Consider the following 21438-nt stretch of genomic DNA (forward strand, 5'->3'; position numbering starts at 1 on the left):
TGATGACTTTGTGAGTGCGTTCATCAGCGGAGTCAGTACAATCCCCGACTTTGCTCCCCGAGAACGGATGCGGGGGCAGTCGCGAGAAGTCTCATGCTCATCGGTAGTTATTCCCTTACGCTGGTTTTCATATCGCTCTGTGTGGCGATACTTGCCTCTTACACCGCGCTCGACCTCACCGGTCGCATCGCCACGGCCAAGGGGCGGGCGGTGCATCTGTGGACGGCGGGCGGCGCTTTTGCAATGGGCATTGGCGTGTGGTCGATGCATTTTATCGGCATGCTCGCGTTCACATTGCCAATCGATCTGGGCTACGACGTTACTCTCACGGCGCTGTCCCTCTTGATTGCGGTCCTGTCCTGCGGTTTTGCCCTGTGGCTGGTCAGCCAGCCACAACTGCCGGCCTGGCAACTGGCGTTCGGCGCGCTGGTCATGGGCGCTGGCATCAGCGCCATGCATTACACCGGCATGGCCGCGATGCGCATGCAGCCGGGCATCGATTACGACCCGACACTGTTTAGCGCGTCGCTGCTGATTGCCGTCGGTGCGTCGGGCGCCGCGTTATGGATCGCTTTCCGCCTGCGTCGGCATGCACCGTATGTTCGCCTGATCCGCGGCGGAGCAGCGGTGATCATGGGCATCGCCATCGTCGGCATGCACTACACCGGCATGGCCGCGGCACGTTTTGCCGATGGCAGTTTCTGTGGCGCGGCGGCTGATGGCCTGAACGGCGAGGGACTGGACAGTCTTGTTCTGATCACCACCCTGGCGGTGTTGAGCATTGCCTTGCTGACGTCGATCCTCGATGCACGCCTGGAGGCTCGCACCGCGGACCTCGCTCAATCGCTGACCGAAGCCAATCGCGAACTCACCCAACTGGCGCTGCACGACACCCTGACCGGGCTGCCGAACCGAGTATTGCTGGCCGACCGTATCGATCAGGCGATGTCGAGGGTGCAGGAGCAGGGCGGCTGTTTTGCGCTGATGTTCATTGACCTGGACGGCTTCAAGCCGGTCAACGATGCCTTTGGGCACCACATGGGCGATCAGTTGCTGCGAGAGGTCGGCCTGCGCCTTCGCGAGGATTTGCGCAGCCAGGACACCCTGGCGCGGATCGGCGGCGATGAATTTGTGCTGCTGGTGCGACTCACCGAACAGAACGACGCGCTGAACCTGGCGGCGCGTCAGGTGGGGCTGATCGCGCGCTCGTTCCGGGTCGCGGAACATGACTTGCAGATCTCCGCCAGCGTTGGCATCGCGCTCTATCCGGGCAACGGTCAGACCGCCGAAGAGTTGTTGATGAATGCTGATGCCGCGATGTACCACGCCAAAGGCGCCGGGAAAAACGGCTACAGCTTCTTCGACGTGTCGATGAACAGCAACGCGCGCAAACAACTGCAATTACTGCAAGACTTGCGCACCGCCCTCGATCAGCAGCAGTTCAGTCTTTATTACCAACCCAAATTCGACGCCAGCCATGGCCGACCGGTGGGGGCCGAGGCGTTGTTGCGCTGGGCGCACCCGACCCAGGGCCTGCTGCTGCCGGACACGTTCATCGACTTGGCGGAGAAGACCGGGCTGATCATCCCGATCGGCGAATGGGTGCTCAATGAAGCCTGCCGTCAGATGCGAGAGTGGTACGTGCTCGGTTACACCGACTGGCGCATCGCGGTGAACCTTTCGGCCTTGCAGTTCTGCCACGCGGGGTTGGTCCAGAGCGTCGCCAAGGCCCTGGCCACTCATCATTTGCCGGCCAACAGCCTGACCCTGGAAATCACCGAAACCACCGCCATGAGCGACGCCGATGCGAGCATGACGGTACTGCAGGAACTCTCGGAAATGGGCGTCGACCTGTCCATCGATGACTTTGGCACCGGCTATTCGAGCTTGATGTACCTCAAGCGTCTGCCGGCCAATGAACTGAAGATCGACCGGGGTTTCGTTCGCGATCTGGAACACGACAGCGATGACGCGGCCATCGTCTCGGCCATCGTCGCCCTTGGCCAGGCGTTGGGCTTGCGAATCGTGGCTGAAGGGGTGGAAACCGACGTCCAGCAAGACTTCCTGACCCAACTCGGTTGCGACTCGTTGCAGGGGTATTTGCTGGGGCACCCGCTGCCGGCGGAACGCTTTATGGTCGATATTCACCGTGGGGAGCAATTGGCGGCGGGCTGATAGACCCTCGCCACAGGTGAGTGTCATTGGAATTGACGCAGGTTCATGCAAAACCGCGCAATGGCGGTTATTCTTGGCCCCGACTGCATACGCTTGTAACGGGGGAAATGCCAGCATGGATAAAGTCATCGTCATCACCGGCGGCAGCCGCGGTATCGGTGCCGCCACGGCCCTGTTGGCCGCCGAGCAAGGCTATCGGATCTGCATCAACTACCAGTCCGACGAGCAGGCGGCGCACAGTGTGCTGGAACAAGTTCGTGCACTCGGTGCCCAGGCCATTGCGGTGCGCGCCGATGTCAGCATCGAAGACGAAGTGATCGGCCTGTTCCACCGCGTGGACACCGAACTCGGTCGGGTCACGGCGCTGGTAAACAACGCCGGTACTGTCGGGCAAAAGTCGCGGATCGACGAAATGTCCGAATTCCGTATTCTGAAAATCCTCAAGACCAACGTCCTGGCACCGATCCTTTGCGCCAAACACGCGATCCTGCGCATGTCGCCCAAACATGGCGGGCAGGGCGGCAGTATCGTTAATGTGTCGTCGGTCGCTGCCCGCTTGGGCGCCCCCAGCGAATATGTAGACTATGCCGCGTCCAAAGGCGCGCTGGACACCTTCACCATCGGTCTGTCCAAGGAAGTAGCGGGCGAGGGGATTCGCGTCAACGCCGTGCGGCCGGGCTACATCTACACCGATTTCCATGCATTGAGCGGTGATCCGGATCGGGTCAGCAAGCTGGAATCGGCGATTCCGATGGCTCGGGGTGGGCGGCCGGATGAGGTGGCGGAGGCGATTGTTTGGTTGTTGTCGGATAAAGCGTCGTATGCAACCGGGACTTTCGTCGACCTTGGTGGTGGACGCTAATCCTCAAGATTTGCGGTGTCTGCGCTGGCCTCTTCGCGGGCAAGCCCGCTCCCACAGGGATCGCTGGTGTTCACAAATTTTGTGTTCACACCGATCCATTGTGGGAGCGGGTTTGCCCGCGAAGGCGATAGCCCAGACAACATCAAACCTTCAGAACGACCGCACAATCCGCCCCAACGTCTCCATCGCCTTCTCCGAATCCTCAGTCCAAGGGCTGCCATAATTCAGCCGTATACAATTCCTGAACCGCTGGGTCGGTGAAAAGATCGGCCCCGGCGCGATGCTGATCCCTTGGGCCAGCGCCATCTGGAACAACTTCAACGAATCCATCTGCGGCGGCAGTTCCAGCCACAAAAAGTAGCCTCCCGCTGGCTGGCTGACACGTGTCTGCGCCGGGAAGTAGCGGGCGATGGCGGCGAGCATGGCGCTTTGCTGTTCTTCCAGGGCGTAACGCAGTTTGCGCAGGTGCCGGTCGTAGCCGCCATGTTGCAAGTAATCGGCGATGGCGGCCTGGGCGGGCATCGAGGCGCAGAGCGATGTCATGAGCTTCAGGCGTTCGATTTTCTGCGCATACCGCCCGGCAGCGACCCAGCCGATGCGGTAACCGGGGGCCAGGCTCTTGGCGAACGATCCGCAATGCATCACCAACCCTTCGGTGTCGAAAGCCTTGGCCGGTTTCGGCGCCTGTTGGCCGTAATAAAGCTCGGCGTAGACGTCGTCTTCGATCAGCGGCACTTGATGGCTGCGCAACAACTCCACCAGTTCCTGCTTCTTCGCTTCGGGCATGGTCGCCCCCATGGGGTTCTGGAAGCTGGTCATGCACCAGCAGGCCTTGATCGGATGCCGTTCCAGGGTTTGGGCGAGCACGCCGAGGTCGATGCCGTCTCGTGGGTGGACGGGAATTTCCACTGCTTTGAGCTTCAACCGTTCCAGCACTTGCAGGCTGGCGTAGAACGCCGGGGCTTCGATGGCCACCAGGTCGCCGGGTTCGGTCACGGCTTGCAGGCACAGGTTCAGGGCTTCGAGGGCGCCGTTGGTGATCAGCAGTTCTTCCATGGGCAACATCAGCCCGCCGACCATATAGCGCAGGGCGATTTGTCGACGCAGCTGCGGGTTACCCGGCGACATGTCGGTGACCACCATGCGCGGGTCCATTTCCCGGGCGGCACTGGCCAGCGAGCGGGACAGGCGTTGCAGCGGGAATAGCGTGGGGCTGGGGAACGCCGAACCGAAGGGCACGGTGGTCGGATCCTTGATCGAATCCAGCACCGAGAACACCAGTTCGCTGACGTCGACTTCGGTGGACTCGTTGACCTGGCTGCTGATCACCGGCTCCGAGAACGGGCTCGGTGCATGCGCATTGACGAAGTAGCCGGAACGCGGCCGGGCGCGGATCAGGCCACGGCGTTCGAGCAGGTAATAGGCCTGGAACACCGTGGACGGGCTGACGCCGTAGGTCTGGCTGGCGTAGCGCACCGATGGCACCCGCTGGCCGGGACCGAGGACGCCGGAGCGGATCAGTTCAGCGATGTCGTCGGCGAATTTTTCGTAGCGTTTCATCGAGTGCTCGAGTGGGAGTCATTCTGGAACATCGGGGGTGGCTTCTTCGCGGGCAAGCACCGCAGTTTAAAGGCTCAACGGTTCATCGGCGCAACAAACCGGCTCTTGGCCACGCTGTAGATGTCCGGCTCATCGCTGTCGACAATCTTGAAAATGATGGTTTGCGAGCTGCTGCTCGGCCGTTCCGTGGTCATGGCCACCGACACCGGCACATCGACGATCTCACCGGGGGCCAGGCTCAGTTCGGCCTTGCCTTGCAGCTGGAAGCCATCGCCATCAACCAGCGTCAGGCGATAATCCTGACGTTGCTGGGTCTTGTTGATGACCTTCAGGCTGTAGATGTTTTCGATCTGGCCTGCACTGTTCTCGCGGAACAGGCCACGGTCCTTGCTCACGTCCAGCGACACCATCGGCCGCTCCACCAACGCCAGGGCGAGGGCACCGATCATCACCAGCAGCACGGCGGTGTAACCGATCAAGCGCGGACGCAGCAGGTGGGTCTTGCCACCCTGCAATTCATGCTCCGAGGTGTAGCTGATCAGCCCGCGGGCGTAGCCCATTTTGTCCATGATCGAATCACAGGCGTCGATGCATGCGGCGCAACCGATGCATTCCATCTGCAAGCCGTCGCGAATGTCGATGCCGGTCGGGCAGACCTGCACGCACAATTGGCAATCGATGCAATCACCCAGTCCGACTTCGGTGGGTTTCACCTCACGCTTGCGCGGGCCACGGTTTTCGCCGCGGGCCACATCGTAGGAAATGGTCAGGGTGTCCTTGTCGAACATCACGCTCTGGAAGCGCGCATAGGGGCACATGTGCATGCACACCGCTTCGCGCAGCCAACCGGCATTGATGTAAGTGGCGCCGGTGAAGAACAGCACCCAGAACAGGCTGACACCGCTGATTTGCAAGGTCAGCAGTTCTTCGGCCAGGGGGCGGATCGGCGTGAAGTAGCCGACAAACGTCAGGCCGGTAAGCAGGCTGATCGCCAGCCACAGGGTGTGTTTGGCCGAGCGGCGGATCAGTTTGTTCAGGCCCCAGGGCGCGGCTTGCAGCTTGATCCGCTGGTTGCGCTCGCCTTCGGTGATCTTCTCGCACCACATGAAGATCCACGTCCAGGAACTCTGCGGGCAGGTGTAACCGCACCAGACCCGGCCTGCGAACACGGTGATCGCAAACAGGCCGAACGCAGCGATGATCAGCAGCGCCGAGAGCAGGATGAAATCCTGTGGCCAGAAGGTGGCGCCGAAAATGTGGAATTTGCTTTCGGAGAGGTCCCAGAGCACCGCTTGGCGGCCACCCCAGTTCAGCCATACCGTGCCGAAGAACAGCAAAAACAAAACCCCGGCGCCACTCAGGCGCAGGGTGCGGAACAAGCCCGTGAAGCTGCGGGTGTGGATCAGATTGTCGCTGGACTTGGGCTTTATCTTTGGACGTAGAGGCTCATTGTTTTTTATAAATGCGGCAGGTTCAACGGTTCGGACGGGGATTCTATCGCTCATGGTCTTTCGCTCATCAGCCTCCATCAGGCCTGAGCACTATGACCAGCGATCTGTTTGCATAACAGACTCAGCTAAGCCAATAAAAAGCGGATCAGATGAGTTTCTGGCACCCGCCTGCGACAACTTGATGCACCCGCAACGGTTGGCCGCAAACACCTGTGCCAGGTGTCTGCGGCGTGTGTTGATGCGGGTCAGTCAAATCACCGAATCACTGTCCGTGGCCTTCAAATGCCGGCGACCATCCACTGCGCCTGCTACGGTCAATGCATCGGCTTCTGCTTCGGTGATGTAAATGCGGCGGCCGTCGAGGTCGACCGCCGACATGGATTGTTCCGCGTCGGTGATGATCGTCACGTCGGAGCAAATGCGGATTTCTTCGCCGTTCTGGGTGATGAAGAAACAGGTCTGGTTATCGATGCGCACGGTCATGGAGGCGTCCTTTTTTCTGCGGATTCTGAAGTGTTAGGGCGCATCCGCCAGTCATCGTTCTGTGCAACCGATTAATGGTGGGTGGGGTCCATCCTCTATCGAGTCATTAAATCATCACAAGGACTGCGCCATGGACGCCTGGTGGCACGAGGTTTGGGTGACGCTGCAAGCAGAGTTCGCCGACATTGGCGATGCTTCACAACTGACGCGCATTACGGTGCGCTTACTGATGGCCGCCTTATTGGGCGGCATTTTGGGTTTCGAGCGTGAGCAAAAGGGCAAGGCCGCCGGGATTCGCACCCACATGCTGGTGGCGCTGGGCGCGGCGTTGTTTGTGCTGGTGCCGCAGATGTCAGGATCCCAGGCCGATGCCATGAGTCGGGTGGTGCAGGGCGTGATTGCCGGCATCGGCTTTCTCGGCGCCGGGACTATCCTGAAAAACACCGATGGCGATGAGGGCCACGTCAAAGGCCTGACCACCGCCGCCGGTTTGTGGATGACGGCGGCCATTGGCGTTTCGGCCGGGATGGGCCGCGAGGCGACAGCGGTGCTCAGTACGTTGCTGGCGTTGGTGATTCTCGGTGTGATGCCTATCGTCGTGCGCCAGATTGAAAAGGATCGAAACCCGTAATTGAACCTTCATGCAGCTTACGGATGCACGATCTCCGGCGGCTGGGAGCTTGGCGGCTCTTCCCGGGGTGGCGGGCTGGTGCCTGGCGGTTCCTGCTCCGGGATGGGGCCGGGTTCGGTCGGCGGGGTTGGCGGAATCGTGGGCTCATCGATGTTCGGATCGGGTGTCTCGGCGGGGATAGGAATACTCATCGAAACAGTCTCCAGTGGCAGATGGCGTGAGTCGTGCTTAAGTTGATTGACCCGTACTCAGGGAATTTGATTCCCCGCAAGACTTGGCAAATTCCTCTGAACTTTTACCGGCGCCTGCTGTTCGGAACTTAAGTGAGTTCATGCCGGGGCAGATCGCTTCGTGTGAACGACGACCAGGCACAAGAGCGTCCTTGGGGCGTTAAGGAGAGATGCTCGATGACCGCTGAGAAAAAAACCACAGAGTTGAGCTACAACCCGCATATACCGCTGTCGCAGGCGTTACTGCTGCCGCGGATCGTGATCGAAAACACCATGCCGACCCTCGATGGCGGGCAATTCGCCGTTAAAGCCGTGATTGATCAGGACGTGGTGGTGACCAGCAAAGTGTTTGCCGACGGTCACGACAAACTGGCCGTGCGCATCCGCTGGCGTGCCGACGGCGACGAAGCCTGGCAGAGCGAGGTGATGAGCGAACTGGGCAATAACGGCTGGCAGGGCCGGTTTCGTGTCAAGAAGCAGGGGCGCTATGTGTTCTGCCTCGAAGCCTGGATCGATCAGTTCGCCAGTTTTTGTTATGAGCTGGAGAAAAAACACGCCGTCGGCGTTTCGGTCAGCCTGGAATTGCAGGAAGGGCGCACCCACGTCCAGCAGGCGGCTGAACGCTCCGAGGGCGTGCTCAGCGAACAACTGGCGGCGTTGCACCATGAGCTGTCCGGTTTGCTCGAAACCGAGCAGGTTGCCTTGTTTCTGCACCAGCGTAGCGCGGACTTGATGGCCCAGGCTGACCATCGTCCCTTCCTGACCCTGAGCCCTGAATACCCCGTGGACGTAGAGCGAGCGCTGGCGCAGTTCGCCAGTTGGTATGAACTGTTTCCGCGCTCGATCACCGCTGACCCGGCCCGCCACGGCACCTTCAACGACGTGCATTCGCGGCTGCCGATGATTCAGGACATGGGCTTCGACGTGCTGTATTTCACGCCGATCCACCCGATCGGCCGCAGCTACCGCAAAGGACCGAACAACTCGTTGACCGCCGGCCCCGATGACCCGGGCAGCCCTTATGCCATCGGCAGCGAAGAGGGCGGGCATGAGGCGATTCACTCGGAACTGGGCACTCGCGAGGACTTTCGCCGGCTCGTCGTAGCGGCCTCCGAGCATGGGCTGGAAATCGCTCTCGATTTTGCGATTCAGTGCTCCCAGGACCACCCGTGGCTCAAGCAACACCCGGGCTGGTTCAACTGGCGGCCGGACGGCACGATCAAATACGCCGAGAACCCGCCCAAGAAATACCAGGACATCGTTAACGTCGACTTCTATGCCGTGGATGCCATTCCCAGTCTGTGGATCGAGTTGCGTGACATCATCGTGGGCTGGGTCAAGGAGGGCGTGAAACTGTTTCGCGTCGATAACCCTCACACCAAACCGCTGCCGTTCTGGCAATGGATGATCGCCGATGTGCGGGCGCTGTACCCCGAGGTGATCTTCCTGGCCGAAGCATTTACCACGCCGGCGATGATGGCGCGCCTGGGCAAGGTCGGTTACTCCCAGAGCTACACCTATTTCACCTGGCGCAACACCAAAAGCGAACTGGCGACCTATCTCACCGAACTCAACGAGTCGCCGTGGCGCGAATGCTACCGGCCGAATTTTTTCGTCAACACACCGGACATCAACCCGGCGTTCCTGCATGAGTCCGGGCGCGCAGGTTTTCTGATTCGTGCCGCGCTGGCGACCATGGGCTCCGGGCTGTGGGGCATGTATTCGGGTTTTGAACTGTGTGAAGCGGCACCGGTGCCGGGCCGGGAGGAATACCTCAATTCCGAGAAGTACGAGATCCGTCCACGGGACTTCAACGCGCCGGGCAACATCATTGCCGAAATCGCCCAGCTCAACCGCATTCGCCGGCAGAACCCGGCGCTGCACACGCACTTGGGCCTGAAGGTCTACAACGCCTGGAACGACAACATTCTGTACTTCGGAAAACGCAGCGTCGACGGCAGCAATTTCATTCTGGTAGCGGTCAGCCTCGATCCGCATCACGCCCAGGAGGCGAACTTCGAATTGCCGCTGTGGGAGATGGGCCTGCCCGATGAAGCCAGCACCCAGGGTGAAGACTTGATGAACGGCCACCGCTGGACTTGGCACGGCAAGTACCAGTTCATGCGGATCGAACCGTGGCATCTGCCGTTCGGGATTTGGAGGATTACCGCATCGTCATGATCGTTCCCACGCTCTCGGCACTGACCGCATTTCTTCAGGCAGTTGATGTTTTCCCAGAATTTTTCAGGAGTTACAAATGGCGAAGAAACCCAGGTCAGCCACCTTTATCAAAGATCCACTCTGGTACAAGGATGCAGTGATCTACCAGGTTCACGTTAAGTCTTTTTTCGACTCCAACAATGACGGGATCGGCGACTTTCCCGGCCTTATCGCCAAACTCGATTACATTGCCGATCTGGGCGTCAACACCATCTGGCTGTTGCCGTTCTACCCCTCGCCACGACGCGACGATGGCTATGACATCGCCGAATACCGTGGTGTGCATCCTGACTACGGCACCATGGCCGATGCCAAGCGCTTCATTGCCGAATCCCATAAACGCGGCCTGCGGGTGATTACCGAACTGGTCATCAACCACACCTCGGATCAGCACGCGTGGTTCCAGCGCGCGCGCAAGGCCAAGCCTGGTTCGGCAGCCCGCGACTTCTACGTCTGGTCCGATGACGACCAGAAATACGACGGTACCCGCATCATTTTTCTCGATACCGAAAAGTCCAACTGGACCTGGGACCCGGTGGCCGGTCAGTACTTCTGGCACCGTTTCTATTCGCACCAGCCGGACCTGAACTTCGACAACCCGCAGGTCATGAAAGCGGTGCTGTCGGTAATGCGTTATTGGCTCGACATGGGCATCGACGGTCTGCGGCTGGACGCGATCCCGTACCTGATCGAGCGCGACGGCACCAACAACGAAAACCTGCCCGAGACCCACGACGTCCTCAAGCAGATCCGTGCCGAGATCGACGCAAACTATCCCGACCGCATGTTGCTGGCCGAGGCCAATCAGTGGCCGGAAGACACTCAGCTGTACTTTGGCAACACCGACGCCAGCGGGCAGAACGGCGACGAATGCCACATGGCCTTTCACTTCCCGTTGATGCCGCGCATGTACATGGCGCTGGCCCAGGAGGATCGTTTCCCGATCACCGACATTTTGCGCCAGACCCCGGAAATCCCGGCCAACTGCCAGTGGGCGATTTTCCTGCGCAACCACGATGAGCTGACCCTGGAAATGGTCACCGACCGCGAGCGCGATTACCTGTGGAATTACTATGCGGCCGACCGTCGGGCGCGGATCAACCTGGGGATTCGCCGGCGTCTGGCACCGTTGATGGAACGTGATCGTCGTCGCGTCGAACTGCTTAACAGCCTGCTGCTGTCGATGCCCGGCACGCCGACCCTGTATTACGGCGATGAAATCGGCATGGGCGACAACATCTACCTGGGCGATCGCGACGGCGTGCGCACGCCGATGCAGTGGTCGATCGACCGCAACGGCGGTTTCTCCCGCGCCGACCCGGCCAGCCTGGTGTTGCCGCCGATCATGGACCCCCAATACGGCTACCTGTCGGTCAACGTCGAAACCCAGGCCGGCGATCCTCATTCATTGTTGAACTGGAACCGGCGCATGCTCGCGGTGCGCAAACAGTCCAAGGCCTTCGGTCGCGGGACGCTGAAGATGCTCTCGCCGAGCAATCGACGGATTCTGGCGTATACCCGCGAATTCACCGGCCCGGACGGCAAGCACGAAATTATTTTGTGCGTGGCCAACGTGTCCCGCAGCGCGCAAGCGGCGGAGCTGGATCTGTCGGCATACGTCGGCATGGTTCCGGTGGAGATGCTCGGCGGCAATGCGTTCCCGCCCATCGGCCAGTTGAATTTCCTGCTGACGCTGGCGCCTTACGGTTTCTATTGGTTCGGGCTGGCGGCGGAAAACCAAATGCCGAGCTGGCACGTGGAGCCGGCGCAAAGCCTGCCGGACTTCACCACCCTGGTGCTGAAGAAACGCATGGAAGAGCTGCTCGAAGCGCCGTCCCGCCACACCCTGGAACAGGGCATCCTGCCGAGCTGGTTGCAGAACCGCCGCTGGTACGCCGGTAAGGACGGCATCATCGACAACGTCAACCTCGCTTACGGCGTGCGTTTTGGCGACCCGCAGCATCCAGTGCTGTTGGGTGAAATCGACGTCACCAGCGGCGGTCAGACCAGCCGCTATCAGTTGCCATTCGGTTTTATTTCCGAGGAGCAGGTCGGCGCGGCGTTGCCGCAACAATTGGCACTGGCCCGGGTTCGGCGCGGTCGGCAGGTCGGCCTGATCACCGATGCTTTCAGCCTCGACAGCTTTGTGCATGCCGTGTTGCAGGGCATGCAGTCCGGCACAGTGTTGTCATCCGACGGTGGCGAGATCCGCTTCGAACCGACCGACGAACTGACCAGGCTTGGCCTGACGGCCGAATCGGAGGTGCGCTACCTGTCCGCCGAGCAATCCAACAGTTCGGTAGTCATCGGCAGCAGCCTGGTGCTGAAACTGATCCGCAAGGTCGCGTCAGGGGTGCATCCGGAACTGGAAATGAGTGCGTACCTGACCCATGCCGGTTTCAAAAATATTTCGCCGCTGTTGGGGGCGGTGATTCGTCGCGATGCGGCGGGCGAGGACACGCTGTTGATGATTGCCCAAGGCTATTTGAGCAATCAGGGCGATGCGTGGGAATGGACCCAGAACAACCTCGAACGGGCGCTTCGTGACGAGCTCGCCGATGCCGTGTCCGAGCAGGAACAGCACTACAACGCCCTCGGCGAGCTGAAGGATTTTGCCGGCATGCTCGGCCAGCGCCTGGGGGAAATGCATCAGGTGCTGGCGGCCCCGAGCGCCAATCCGGACTTCGCCCCACAAATCACCACGCAGAAATATGCCCTGGCCTCGGCCAAGGACGTGGCGGCGCAACTGGAACATGCCCTGAAGTTGCTCAAGCAGCATCAAACTGAACTGAACGCCGCGGATCAGGCATTGGTCGGTCGCTTGCTGGACAACAAAAAAACCATCCTCAGTCATGTTCAGGAGTTGGGTAAGAAAGCCGCTGGTGGCCTGCGTATTCGCGTCCATGGTGACTTGCACCTGGGGCAGGTGCTGGTGATCAAGGGCGATGCCTACCTGATCGATTTCGAGGGCGAACCGGCGCGGCCGCTGCATGAGCGCCGAGGCAAACACAGCCCTTATAAAGATGTCAGCGGCGTGTTGCGCTCCTTCGATTACGCCGCGGCGATGACGATCAACGTGCATAACGTCGATAACACCGCCGACGCCCAGGCGGCGCGTCAACGGGTCGCCGATCGTTATCTGAAAGAGGCGCGGCAAGCATTTGTCGACGCTTATCGGCTGGCGGCAGCTAGTCTTGCTCATGCATGGCAAGATCCTGAAGGCGAGGACGCCGCGCTGGCGTTGTTCGGTCTGGAGAAGGCAGCTTATGAAGTGGCCTATGAGGCTGAAAATCGCCCCACCTGGCTGCCCGTGCCGTTGCACGGTCTGTACGGGTTATTGAGTGGGCTCAAACCCTTTTCCGATCTTGGTGGAGAGTAGTCATGAATATCTCGAACAAGGAACAGGGGCACGTGGAACAGGCGCTGCTACCCAGGGCGCGGGATATCGATGCGTTGGTACGCGCCGAGCACCAAGACCCCTTTGCAATTCTCGGCCCGCATGGCGATGGCGCCGGCGGGCAATTCATTCGAGCCTATCTACCGGACGCCTTGAGCGTGCAGGTGGTGGACAAGGAGTCCGGGGAGGAACTCGGCAGCCTTGAGACCACCCAAACCCCGGGGCTGTTCGTCGGGCACTTCGAGCGGGCGCGGCCCTATCTGTTGCGAACCCGTTGGGCCGGTGGCGAGCAACTCGCCGAGGACCCTTACAGCTTTGGCCCGTTACTCGGCGAGATGGACTTGTACCTGTTTGCCGAGGGCAATCACCGCGACCTGAGCAGCTGCCTCGGCGCGCAGCTGAAGACAGTCGATGGCGTGGAGGGCGTGCGCTTCGCCGTGTGGGCACCGAACGCCAGAAGGGTTTCGGTGGTCGGCGATTTCAACGTCTGGGACGGGCGTCGGCATCCGATGCGTCTGCGCCACCCTACCGGTGTCTGGGAATTGTTCATCCCGCGCCTGCAGGCGGGGGAGGCCTACAAATACGAAATCCTTGGCGCCCACGGCATTCTGCCGCTCAAGGCCGACCCGATGGCCCTTGCCACCGCTTTGCCACCGGACACTGCATCGAAAGTCGCCTCACCGCTGAAAGTCGACTGGCAGGACCAGGCCTGGATGCAGTCCCGCAGCGAGCGTCAGCGAACCAGTGCACCGCTGTCGATCTACGAGTTGCACGCCGGTTCCTGGCAATGCGAGCTGGATGACCTGGGCGAAGTCGCCCGTCAGTACACTTGGCACGAGTTGGGCGAGCGGCTGATTCCTTACGTGAAGGAGCTGGGTTTCACCCACATCGAACTGATGCCGATCATGGAGCATCCGTTCGGTGGCTCCTGGGGTTATCAACTGCTGTCACAATTCGCTCCGAGCGCCCGTTACGGCACGCCGGATGACTTCGCCGCGTTCGTCAATGCCTGTCACCAGGCCGAGATCGGCGTGATCCTCGATTGGGTGCCGGCGCATTTTCCCACCGATACCCACGGCCTGGCACAGTTTGACGGCACCGCGTTGTATGAGTACGGCAACCCGCAGGAAGGTTTTCACCAGGACTGGGACACGCTGATCTACAACCTGGGCCGCACCGAGGTGCACGGCTATATGCTGGCGTCGGCGTTGCACTGGCTCAAGCATTTCCACATCGATGGCCTGCGCGTGGATGCGGTGGCGTCGATGCTGTATCGCGATTATTCGCGCAAGGCTGGCGAGTGGGTGCCCAACCGTCACGGCGGTCGGGAAAATCTGGAGGCCATTGATTTTCTGCGCCATCTCAATGACGTGGTGGCTCTGGAAACGCCGGGCGCGCTGGTGATTGCCGAAGAATCCACGGCGTGGCCAGGTGTGAGCCAGAGCACGCAACAGGGTGGGCTGGGTTTTGCCTATAAGTGGAACATGGGCTGGATGCACGATTCGCTGCATTACATCCAGCAGGATCCGGTGTACCGCGCCCATCATCACAACGAGCTGAGTTTCGGCCTGATGTATGCCTGGTCCGAGCGCTTCATCCTGCCGATTTCTCACGACGAAGTGGTGCATGGCAAGCATTCGCTGATCGACAAGATGCCCGGCGATCGCTGGCAGAAGTTTGCCAACCTGCGGGCTTATCTGAGTTTCATGTGGACGCATCCCGGCAAGAAATTGTTGTTCATGGGCTGCGAATTCGGCCAGTGGCGTGAGTGGAATCACGATCAGCAACTGGACTGGTATTTGCTGCAATACCCGGAACACCAAGGGGTGCGCAAACTGGTCGGTGACCTGAATCGGTTGTATCGCGAAGAACCGGCACTGCATGATCAGGACGATGCCCCGCAAGGCTTCCAGTGGTTGATCGGCGACGATGCGGTCAACAGCGTCTACGCCTGGCTGCGCTGGAGCAAGGACGGGCGGCCGGTGCTGGTGGTGGCCAACTTCACCCCGGTGCCGCGACAGTCTTATCGCATTGGTGTGCCGTTCGCCGGGCGTTGGGTCGAGTTGATCAACAGCGATGCCGACACTTATGCCGGGTCCAATTACGGTAACGGCGGCGGGGTGTTCACCGACGAAGAACCGAGCCATGGCCAGGCCCTCTCTGTGGAGTTGAACCTGCCGCCGTTGGCAGTGTTGATTTTGCGTCCTGAGGGTTAGGATCCTGATCGTTCCCACGCTCTGCGTGGGGACGATCATCGGCCAGGCTTCACCACCGCATCCGCACCCCGAGGCTGCCAATCAACCCGTTCAAATCATTGTCATCCACATCACTGCTGTAATCGGCGCTGATATAAAAACTGACCAAGGGCGTTACTCTGGCCACCAAACCCAGACCCACATCCACCGTCGAGGATTTGCGACTGCTGCTGATTTTGTCGACCTGATCCAGGCTTACGGTATTGCCGGTGTACACCGTGTGCCACACGTTGGTCCGCACATAGGGTTCCACTGGCAGGCCATTAATATCGTAACTGCCTTTCAAGCGTGCACCGACCCGACCGCTCCAGGACGTCATGTCGCTGGATGAAGCGTTACCGGAGCCGGCATAGGGCGTATCCAGCGTAATGCGTTGATTGATCAACTGCGCCTGGGGTTCGATCACCCAGTTATTACCCAGACCAATCGGGAAACCACCTTCCACCGACAGCGTCACCGCGCTGCCTTCGGTGGCTTGTCGCGCGCCCTGGTCGTTGCGGCTGTAACCGTTGACCCGGCCACCGCTGGCCGACAAGTCCACGTGCCAGCCTTGCGGGCCGGTCAGGCTCCAGTAGGCGCCGAGACTTTGGCCTTGAAGGTTGAGTGTGTCATGGCCGGGATCGGCCAGGGCGCGACTGGTCAGCAGGCCGTTGTCATTGCCCTGGAATTGGGCGGTGCCGCCGATCAGTCCGACCCGTTGGGTATGGCCGCTGTTGCTTTGTACGGTCAGCAGCGCCGGGCCTTTGAATTCACTGGAGCCGGGGGTAGAAGAGCCTTGGGCCAGATAATCGGTTTGGGCCTGCCGTGAGGTTTTTCCATAGACGTGGTCCCAGGCCGAAGGCGCGGCGTCTTCGACCGTCAGGCGTGAGCTTTGCAAGTCTGGATTGACGCGTAAACGGCCGGGATACGTGGCGGAACCGGCGGGCAAGGTAAGGGTTGGCAGTGCCTGGTTGTACCAGGGGGTTGGTTCGTCCTCGGCAGACGCAGCCCGCACCTCCATGGATGAGCACAGCAGGAGTGAACCTGTGACCGTGCAAAAAGTGATTTTGATCTCTTGTGAGGTGAATGAAGTTTTCATGGGGGTCTACCTTGCAATCGCATGCGTATCTCGCTTTGGCGTCTCTCCTACCCCGAATGAGGGGCGACCGAATGGATTGAGGCAAGGTCAGACCCGCCCGTTTTTACAGGAGTCTGGAGGCTTGCCCCTGATGGATTTCCGGGGGTAGTAAGCACTAGCTAAGAAGACTGCTGACGCCGCGTCAAGAAAGTGGCCGATAAGCGGTACAGCTATTTTAGGTGTTGTAAGTGACTGATTTTTGGCGCGTATATAAGTTGTTGTTTGTGCAAAAAATCATCCCGAAAGGCGCGGGCCAGACGCGTTGGGTAGGGGGCTATCGGTTGTTTGATGGAGAATCCAGCGCAGGATAAACAAACGGCGTCGGTGCGCCATTGCTGTCATTTTTTCTGTCGGCGTTAGCCGTTCTCGGCGACTGTCGCTTGACGGTGTTACAGGCGCACTTCCACCGCCAGTGGCAAATGGTCCGACAGATGCGTCCAGGGTTTGTGGCCCAGTATTTGCGGTTCATGACTGCTGGCATTACGCAGGTAGATCCGGTCCAGGCGCAGGAGGGGGAAACGCGCCGGGTAAGTTTTCGCTGGTCGGCCATGATGGCGTTCGAAGGCTTCATGCAGGTAATGGCGCCGGGCGAGGGCGGCATTACCTTGCAACTGCCAGTCGTTGAAGTCGCCGGCAATAATCACCGGGGCGTCATCGGGCAGCGATTCGAGCAACAGGCAGAGCAACTGCAGCTGCAGTTGGCGATGGCTTTCCAACAGGCTCAGGTGCACGCAAATGGCATGCACTTCGGCATGCCCCGGCACATCCAGCACGCAGTGCAACAACCCGCGCCGCTCGGGGCCGGTGATCGAGACATCGAGGTTGCGGAATTCGCGGATCGGGTATTTCGATAGCAGAGCATTGCCGTGGTGGCCGTCGGGGTAGACCGCGTTGCGACCATAAGCGAAATCGCTCCACATGCTGTCGGCCAGGAATTCGTACTGCGAGGTCTGTGGCCAATCGTTGTAACGGGATGAATGCCGGTCGTGCTCACCGACCACTTCCTGTAGAAACACCAGGTCGGCCGATGTGCTGCGTACCGCTTCACGCAATTCCGGAAGGATGAAGCGCCGGTTGAGGGCGGTGAAGCCTTTATGGGTATTGACCGTCAGCACTCTGAGTCGATGAATCGCCGCGGGCGTGTTCGGTGGTATTGATTCGACGGCCTGTCGTTCGGCATCGCTGGTCACGTTCACTCCTCTGAATCAAGCCTGATGTATGCATGCGACTAATGCATGGGCGAGCAGTTCAGTTTGAGCGATGCCAATCCGATGTGGGAGCGGGCTACATAAACATTCCTCGAATGATTCAGACAAACACAATTTCATACGGCAATCGCATGCGCTCCAGAATCACCGGGGGTAGCAGTGGGGCGATGCCGATCGCCGGCTCGCCGTCGAGTTGGCTGGCGTAGGCGTGAGTAGCGTGGCTTTTGCGAGCGACGGTCCAGGTGTCCAGGCGTACTTTGCGGGCGCGATGCCAGGGGATCAGCGCATGATCGCGTGTCGGCCAATGCCAGGCCCGGATTGGTATTTCGTTAAGCGTCGCGCCGACCAAAGCCGCTGCCCTGGCGCAGGCCCGGCCAACGGCGTCGTGGTCGACGTTACCGTCTTCACGCCAGGTGCTGAACACCACATCGCCAGGTCGCAGGTAGCGGACGATGAACTGGGTCAGCTCAGATTCCCGCTCGCCCAGTCCGCTGTCGGTGAAGCCGCCGCGAATCCACTTCAGGCTGTGCATCGGCAACCCGAGCCGGCGCAACGCTTCGACGCTTTCCTGGGGGCGAATGACGCTCAGGCGTTTCTCCGACCATTGTCGCGACCCCGGATGACTGGCGCTACCGTCGGTGATCGAGATCAATTGCAGAGGATGACCGAGGGAGCACAGCAACTGCAGCAGGCCGCCGCAGGTCACCACTTCATCGCCGGGATGCGGTGCGATGACGACTGCGCGAGCGCCGGCCGGGACCAGCGTTTCGGTGTTGATGACAGGGATGTTGTCCAGTTGCGGGGCGCTGTTCCAGATCTGCGCGGGCGAACTGTTTTCACTGATGGAAACCGTTTTCATAGGCGCTACTTCCTTGTTCTGTCTTGCCCTCAGTCATGCGCGTTACTTGCAGGGGAACAAGCCTGGCAGACCCGTGAAGGCGGGGTAATAGCAATTGCAGCGCTCCGAACCCTGGATTGCCGCGGGCAGAGTATTGCTCATGGATCGCTATTCGTCGCCTCAGCCTTTGGTTTGATACGGATTTTTTGATCCAAGCTGTGTCAGGTGTCGCAAATAGTCAGTAAAACCGTCCCGGCTATAGGAGCGAAGCTTGCTCGCGAAGGCGGTGTGCCCGTCGACATCATTGTTGTTTGATACACCGCCTTCGCGGGCAAGTCGGATCGCCGCACCGCTCGCTCCTACAGGAGCTTTACTCGTCTTCTTCGCGCTGCAATTCGAACAGCAACAGCGAACGGCCAGTGACTGAATACTCGTGACCGAACTCGAAACGCTCCTGGCCACGAATCGAGGGTTGATTGGTATCGATCATGCAGGTCCAGAAACCACCGTCAGGCACTTCCGGCAGCAGGAAGTTGACGATGTCATGGTGGGCGTTGACCACCAGCAGCAGGGTCGCGTCGGCGCCCTTGCGGCGAATGCCGGTTTCCTGGGCGCGGCCATCGAGCAGCATGCCCAGGCAACGACCGTGGCCTTCCTCCCATTGTTCGATGGACATTTCGCTGCCGTCCGGGGCCAGCCAGGTCACGTCCTTGACGCCGATGTCTTCGTTGTAATTACCCACCAGGAAACGCCCGCGGCGCAGGATCGGATAGGCCAGGCGCAATTTGATCAGGCGTTTGACGAACTTGAGCAGGGCCTTGCCGTCTTCGCTCAGGTCCCAGTTGACCCAACCGATCTCGCTGTCCTGGCAGTAGGCGTTGTTATTGCCTTCCTGGGTGCGGGCGAACTCATCGCCGGCCACCAGCATCGGCGTGCCCTGGGACAGCAGCAACGTGGCGAAGAAATTGCGCATTTGCCGCTGGCGCAGCTCATTGATCTCGGGGTCGTCGGTGGGGCCTTCGACACCGTGGTTCCAGGACAGATTGTTGTTGCTGCCGTCCTGATTGTCCTCGTCGTTGGCTTCGTTGTGTTTGTCGTTGTACGACACCAGATCGTTGAGGGTGAAGCCGTCGTGGGCGGTGACGAAGTTCACCGAGGCATACGGCCGCCGGCCACGCTGATTGAACATCTCGCCGGAGGCGGTCATGCGACTGGCGAAGTCCGCCAGTTGGCCGTCGTCGCCTTTCCAGAATGCGCGCACGGTGTCGCGGAATTTGTCATTCCACTCGACCCAGCCCGGCGGAAAGTTACCGACCTGATAACCACCGGGGCCGCAATCCCAGGCTTCTGCAATCATCTTCACCTGGCGCAGCACCGGGTCCTGACGGCAGGCGACGAGAAAGCTATGACGCTCGTCGAAGCCATCGTGGTAGCGCCCGAGAATGGTCGCCAGGTCAAAACGGAAACCGTCCACGTGCATTTCCGTGGCCCAGTAACGCAGGGAGTCGGTGACCATTTGCAGCACGCACGGGTGACTCAGGTCCAGGGTGTTGCCGGTCCCGGAATCGTTGATGTAGTAGCGCTTGTCGTCGGGCATCAAGCGGTAGTAAGAGGCGTTGTCGATGCCGCGCATCGACAGGGTCGGGCCTTGTTCGTTGCCCTCGGCGGTGTGGTTGTAGACCACGTCGAGGATCACTTCCAGATTGGCGTCGTGCAGGTGCGCGACCATTTCCTTGAACTCGGCGATCTTGCCGCTGGCCAGGTAGCGCGGGTCCGGGGCAAAGAACGCGATGCTGTTGTAACCCCAGTAATTGGTCATGCCTTTGTGCAGCAGATGCTGGTCATTGACGAAGGCATGAATGGGCAGCAATTCCACGGTCGACACGCCGAGTTTGCGGATGTGTTCGAGCACGTCATCGACCATCAACCCGGCGAAGGTGCCGCGCAAGCTCTCGGGGACGGAGGGGTGACGCATGCTGAAGCCGCGTACGTGTGTTTCATAAATGATCGTCTTGTCCCACGGCACGCTGACCCGATGGTCATGACCCCAGGTGTGAGCCGGATCGATCACTTTGCATTTGGGCACGAAGGGCGCGCTGTCCCGCTCATCGAAACTGAGGTCGGCGTCAGGGTGGCCGATGGTGTAGCCGAACAACGCTTCGGACCATTTAAGTTGGCCGACCAATTGTTTGGCATAGGGATCGATCAGCAGTTTGTTGGGATTGAAGCGATGACCGTTGGCGGGGTCGTATGCCCCGTAGACGCGATAGCCGTAGATCAACCCCGGATGAGCGTCGGGCAAGTAGCCGTGGTAGATCTCGTCGGTGTATTCCGGTAACTCGATACGCTCCAGTTCCACCTCGCCGGAATCGTCGAAGATGCACAGTTCGACCTTGGTCGCGTTTGCCGAAAACAGCGCGAAATTGACCCCCAGGCCATCCCAGGTCGCGCCTAGCGGGAAGGGCAAGCCTTCACGGATTCGCGAGGCCTCGGTACGAGGTTCGGGCGCGGTTTTCTTTGGACTGCTCATAGTTGCTCCTGCATGGGGTGACGGTACTCGACTGCGATGAACCGTGGCTCTGGTTTTTTTCGAGGGCGAGCGCGCCCTCGGTGGCGAGAGACACGCCACAAATCAAGCGAGGCAAGGCGATAAACGCGTCAGGTCGTTGGCGGTTTGCGCGCAGCGCGTGGCTTTTTCTCGACGTTTTTTTCGCCAAGCGGGGTCACTGTCGAAGCAGAGGGTTTGGCTTTGGCCTTGGTTTTGGGTTCGACGCCTTTGGCATTGAGCTTGCCGTCGGGCTTGCCGACCGCGGACTTGGCGCCGAGGCTTTTGCTGCCAGTCGTTTTCGATGACTTGCCGGGCGCTAACGCTTTGGCTTGGGCTTCAGCTTCGGCCAGTTTGCAGGCCATCTCCCAATGGCGTTTTTCCTGGCCTGCGGGTTTTCCTTCGGATTCCCAGATTTGATAGGCAAATTCGCGGATACGTTTATCGTCGGTACTCATCGCAATGC

General features: G+C 60.1%; 15 protein-coding genes. 6 read left to right on the plus strand and 9 right to left on the minus strand.

Features of this window, described 5'->3' with window-relative positions:
• Positions 1-93: 93 nt before the first annotated feature.
• Positions 94-2175, plus strand: coding sequence for a putative bifunctional diguanylate cyclase/phosphodiesterase (locus PSH97_RS13190; protein ID WP_305449555.1), 2082 nt, complete (start codon positions 94-96; stop codon positions 2173-2175).
• A 115-nt stretch (positions 2176-2290) separates the two neighbouring features.
• Positions 2291-3037 (plus strand): SDR family oxidoreductase, encoded by a 747-nt coding sequence (locus PSH97_RS13195; RefSeq protein WP_008069154.1) that lies wholly within the window; start codon positions 2291-2293, stop codon positions 3035-3037.
• Between the two features lie 150 nt (positions 3038-3187).
• Here the strand turns inward: PSH97_RS13195 and mapR are convergent, their stop codons facing one another.
• The 3 genes from mapR to PSH97_RS13210 form a co-directional block, all read right to left on the minus strand.
• On the minus strand, positions 3188-4597 hold the full coding sequence (mapR, locus tag PSH97_RS13200) for a GntR family transcriptional regulator MpaR (RefSeq protein WP_253554767.1): 1410 nt from the start codon (positions 4595-4597) through the stop codon (positions 3188-3190).
• Positions 4598-4671: 74 nt separating this feature from the next.
• Positions 4672-6102, minus strand: coding sequence for a cytochrome c oxidase accessory protein CcoG (gene ccoG, locus PSH97_RS13205; RefSeq protein ID WP_305449556.1), 1431 nt, complete (start codon positions 6100-6102; stop codon positions 4672-4674).
• A gap of 195 nt (positions 6103-6297) precedes the next feature.
• Positions 6298-6531: a DUF3203 family protein gene (locus PSH97_RS13210; protein WP_305449557.1), complete on the minus strand. Its 234-nt coding sequence runs from the start codon at positions 6529-6531 to the stop codon at positions 6298-6300.
• Between the two features lie 130 nt (positions 6532-6661).
• Here PSH97_RS13210 and PSH97_RS13215 point away from each other — a divergent pair, with 130 nt between their 5' ends.
• Positions 6662-7162: an MgtC/SapB family protein gene (locus PSH97_RS13215; protein ID WP_305449558.1), complete on the plus strand. Its 501-nt coding sequence runs from the start codon at positions 6662-6664 to the stop codon at positions 7160-7162.
• A gap of 17 nt (positions 7163-7179) precedes the next feature.
• Here the strand turns inward: PSH97_RS13215 and PSH97_RS13220 are convergent, their stop codons facing one another.
• Entirely contained in the window at positions 7180-7353 is a 174-nt protein-coding gene (locus PSH97_RS13220) for a hypothetical protein (protein WP_305449559.1), read from the minus strand.
• A 216-nt stretch (positions 7354-7569) separates the two neighbouring features.
• On the opposite strand from PSH97_RS13220, the gene PSH97_RS13225 reads away from it, so the two are divergent.
• The 3 genes from PSH97_RS13225 (at position 7570) to glgB (ending at position 15225) form a co-directional block, all read left to right on the plus strand.
• Positions 7570-9573, plus strand: a complete 2004-nt coding sequence (locus tag PSH97_RS13225) for an alpha-1,4-glucan--maltose-1-phosphate maltosyltransferase (protein ID WP_305449560.1) — start codon at positions 7570-7572, stop codon at positions 9571-9573.
• Positions 9574-9649: 76 nt separating this feature from the next.
• Positions 9650-12991: a maltose alpha-D-glucosyltransferase gene (gene treS, locus PSH97_RS13230; protein ID WP_305449561.1), complete on the plus strand. Its 3342-nt coding sequence runs from the start codon at positions 9650-9652 to the stop codon at positions 12989-12991.
• Positions 12992-12993: 2 nt separating this feature from the next.
• A complete protein-coding gene (gene glgB / locus PSH97_RS13235) occupies positions 12994-15225 on the plus strand; it encodes a 1,4-alpha-glucan branching protein GlgB (protein ID WP_305449562.1) in 2232 nt (743 codons plus the stop codon).
• Between the two features lie 49 nt (positions 15226-15274).
• Here the strand turns inward: glgB and PSH97_RS13240 are convergent, their stop codons facing one another.
• From PSH97_RS13240 to PSH97_RS13260, 5 genes are all read right to left on the minus strand, one after another.
• Positions 15275-16342, minus strand: coding sequence for an autotransporter domain-containing protein (locus PSH97_RS13240; protein ID WP_305449563.1), 1068 nt, complete (start codon positions 16340-16342; stop codon positions 15275-15277).
• A gap of 428 nt (positions 16343-16770) precedes the next feature.
• A complete protein-coding gene (locus tag PSH97_RS13245) occupies positions 16771-17571 on the minus strand; it encodes an endonuclease/exonuclease/phosphatase family protein (protein ID WP_305449564.1) in 801 nt (266 codons plus the stop codon).
• 118 nt (positions 17572-17689) lie between these two features.
• Positions 17690-18448, minus strand: a complete 759-nt coding sequence (locus tag PSH97_RS13250) for a PIG-L deacetylase family protein (protein ID WP_305449565.1) — start codon at positions 18446-18448, stop codon at positions 17690-17692.
• Positions 18449-18797: 349 nt separating this feature from the next.
• A complete protein-coding gene (gene glgX, locus PSH97_RS13255) occupies positions 18798-20957 on the minus strand; it encodes a glycogen debranching protein GlgX (protein ID WP_305449566.1) in 2160 nt (719 codons plus the stop codon).
• A gap of 128 nt (positions 20958-21085) precedes the next feature.
• Positions 21086-21430 carry a DUF2934 domain-containing protein gene (locus tag PSH97_RS13260; protein WP_305449567.1) on the minus strand — a complete coding sequence of 115 codons (345 nt, stop codon included), beginning with the start codon at positions 21428-21430 and terminating at the stop codon, positions 21086-21088.
• Between the last annotated feature and the right edge of the window lie 8 nt (positions 21431-21438).

This window comes from Pseudomonas cucumis, assembly GCF_030687935.1.
GTDB classification, from domain to species: domain Bacteria; phylum Pseudomonadota; class Gammaproteobacteria; order Pseudomonadales; family Pseudomonadaceae; genus Aquipseudomonas; species Aquipseudomonas cucumis.